This window comes from Nostoc sp. CALU 1950 (genome assembly GCF_051172895.1).
In the GTDB taxonomy this organism is placed as follows: domain Bacteria; phylum Cyanobacteriota; class Cyanobacteriia; order Cyanobacteriales; family Nostocaceae; genus Nostoc; species Nostoc edaphicum_A.
Map to the genome: position 1 here is coordinate 1 of NZ_JBDNJQ010000326.1, position 2,900 is coordinate 2,900.

General features: G+C 39.2%; 3 protein-coding genes. 1 reads left to right on the forward strand and 2 read right to left on the reverse strand.

Translation table 11 applies throughout. The features are described 5' to 3' along the window. Positions 1 to 186 precede the first annotated feature (186 nt). Positions 187 to 540 carry a Spx/MgsR family RNA polymerase-binding regulatory protein gene (locus ABF638_RS37525; protein ID WP_435027810.1) on the forward strand — a complete coding sequence of 118 codons (354 nt, stop codon included), beginning with the start codon at positions 187 to 189 and terminating at the stop codon, positions 538 to 540. A gap of 228 nt (positions 541 to 768) precedes the next feature. Here the strand turns inward: ABF638_RS37525 and ABF638_RS37530 are convergent, their stop codons facing one another. Together ABF638_RS37530 and ABF638_RS37535 are read right to left on the reverse strand one after the other, a co-directional pair. Beyond that, complete coding sequence (locus ABF638_RS37530; protein ID WP_435027811.1) at positions 769 to 1,134, reverse strand: hypothetical protein; 366 nt, start codon at positions 1,132 to 1,134, stop codon at positions 769 to 771. Positions 1,135 to 2,182: 1,048 nt separating this feature from the next. Next, positions 2,183 to 2,578, reverse strand: coding sequence for a hypothetical protein (locus ABF638_RS37535; protein WP_435027812.1), 396 nt, complete (start codon positions 2,576 to 2,578; stop codon positions 2,183 to 2,185). Positions 2,579 to 2,900: the final 322 nt, after the last annotated feature.

Sequence of the window (2,900 nt, forward strand, 5' to 3'; positions counted from 1 at the left end):
AGACGCGATGAATCGCTAAGGCAAGAGACGCGATGAATCGCTAAGGCAAGAGACGCGATGAATCGCTAAGGCAAGAGACGGCGATTTATCGCGTCTTTGTATTTCTACCACAGAGATTCAAGGACAGGAGCATTGCAGAAGTTACACCAGCTATGTCATATATGGAGATTGTTGTTTAATTGTTTTATGTCTATTCAAGTCTACGGAATTCCCAATTGCAGCACTTGCAAAAAAGCTTTAACGTGGCTCCAACACAACAACATTGACTATGAGTTTATCAACACCAAAGATACTCCGCCAACCCATGAGATGATTCAAAACTGGGTAAAGTCATTGGGTTTTGCTCCTATGCGAAATACCTCTGGTCAATCCTACCGCGCTTTAGGAGATCAAAAAAAGATTTGGACTGATGAACAGTGGATTGACGCATTCACTCACGATGCAATGCTTCTCAAACGTCCACTTTTTGTCAAAGATGGAACAGCTGTGCTAGTCGGCTTTAGAGATGAGGCAGTAGTTCAAGAAAAATTAGGACTTTAGTCAGGGAGCAACGCTCTAACAGTGAAATCGGGGTTAAATTATCAATTACATTGCTGCATCAAGCCGAAGGACAGAAGGTAGGATTAAAGAGGGTTTTAGCCTAGTTAGTTTTCTTCATATAGTTCAGGCTTTTCCATTTCCAGTCATTTTACTTATCTCAAACAAACCTAGCTAAATTAGGATTTACGCATAAAGATTCTCTGGAAAAATTGGGTGCAAATTTTACTATTAACGCTGCCAATCATACATTAATCGTCCATGACGATCACGCACAAGTTCCCAGTCTCCACGACGATATCGTTGTCCTTTATAACCTATGGAACGATAGCGCCGTCTATAATGATGTCGTCGATTCCGCTGGCGTTGATAATAATATCTTCCAGTCCGTTGCCGTCTATGATAACGTCTTCGATTTCGTCGTCGAGCTAACAAAAGTTCTTCACTTTGCTCTCCAACTAAATTTGTCTGCGCGTCAATATTCTGTTCATTGAGAACATGATTTGGAGTATTATCCTTAGCTTCAGCCAAAGCAGGTGGATAAATGAAGGCTAATAACAGGAACGCAATTGAGGATAGCTTTTTGAAACGATTCACGTCTTTGCTTTTCCTAAACTATTGGTAATCTATTTATTTAATACTTAAGTTGAGTAATTATATCGTTCATGATTTACAAACTTGATTAGTGCAAATGTAATAAAAGTACTTATATTAAATGTTAAAAAGTTCAAGTTTAGAAACTTTGGCAGGAGCAGTAATTAATCAAACTAATACCAATTTAATGTGAAGTTACACATATCTTGATCCCCCTAAATCCCCCTTAAAAAGGGGGACTTTGATAGATGTTTTTCCGGTTCCCCCTTTATTAAGGGGGGCTAGGGGGGATCGAATTCTATGCAGCTTCATAAAAAATTGGTATAACTCATTTCTATCAAGTGAAATCCAGATTAATTAGTAGTGTCTTATACCTGCTGCTTTTTTTGTCAAGTAATTTACTCATGTTGCTGACTCTGTGCTGGTCAAGCGTTTTGTAGCTTTGTAGCAGGTAGACTGTCATAATTCTTCGGTTTCACACCGCACGGTGTTGCAGTATTTAGGAGCGGTAGCAGAAATTATCCACACACTGACTTTTCCCGTTATCTATCTCCCAATACGCTTTAGTTAAGGGTTATTGGTGTAGATGATTGGTTTTTAAGACGCGATAAATCGCGTCTCTACATGAGGATTTCTTTCTAACTCACTCAGCACGCTATCACCAGCAACCATGTCTTTGGGATAACGATTTGTAAGCCAAGGCATCTGCTCAAAGTCTCGTATGTCGCTAATGGATGGGGTAGTACTTGGGATTGCCTTGCGGTTACTTTTAAATTTTGTAATGCCAACTAAAAGATTATTCGTTTTTTGCGTAAAGCACAAAGCTTGAGGTGAATAGTATTATATAAAGGTATTTAATATGATTAAACTGGGGACAACAGTAAAAGTCCCCTATATATCTCAAAAACTGCTCTGGCTTTCGTCTAGAGCAGTTTTATATTGCACGGTAAAAGCCAGATTTTGAACTGCACCAAATAGTGAATCATCTAATATTATATCTGGCAGCGTTTACGTGAAGTACACCTGTAGGGGCACAGCATATTCTCTACAACTATGCAGTTTTACTATTCTCATCTGAGGCTTGTTCTGTAACATTTTTCAAGCGGCTTGACCTGATTTTGCGGATGCGATCGCTATTGCGAACACCACCAGCCATCTCATATTCACGGCTGTCTTTGCCGTACTTGATTGCAACCACCATTAGCATTTTCTCAGAAAGCTGACTCAAGTTTTTTTCCATCTCTTCAATTTCAGTTCTAGAAGAGTCAACCACAGACAGAGCGGTATTATAAACATCAAGTTTGTTACGTAACTGCTCAATTGACTCAATCAGTTTTTCCAGATTATGATTTTCATCAAATTTAATGCTTGGAACAATCGACTTTAGTCCGGCGGATCTTAACTGAGCTTTTTCTAAAATGCGGGATGTGCGTTTTAGACGAGACATAAATTTATTTCTTTAAGATACTTCTAGAGCTAGCTTGCCTTAGTTAAACCATATTCCGGTTCAGGGTAACTCACAATTTTTTTTGATAAACTTTTCAGGTAATACCAGTAATTTTCCGGTATTTTATAACTCGATATTGATTTTTATACGAATAATTATTTAAGTTATATAAAAGTTTTAAGGGAGACTGTTCCTGGGAACTCAAAGACCGCTCCTGGGAACTCGAAGACCGCTCCTGGGAACTTGAAGTACCGCTCCTGGGAACTTGAAGACCGCTCCCGTGTACTTGAAGACCGCTCCCGTGTACTTGAAGACCGCTCCC

Coding starts and splice junctions, on each gene's coding strand:
- ABF638_RS37525 (WP_435027810.1), top strand. CDS start 187: ATGTCTATTCAAGTCTACGGAATTCCCAATTGCAGCACTTGCAAAAAA.
- ABF638_RS37535 (WP_435027812.1), bottom strand. CDS start 2,578: ATGTCTCGTCTAAAACGCACATCCCGCATTTTAGAAAAAGCTCAGTTA.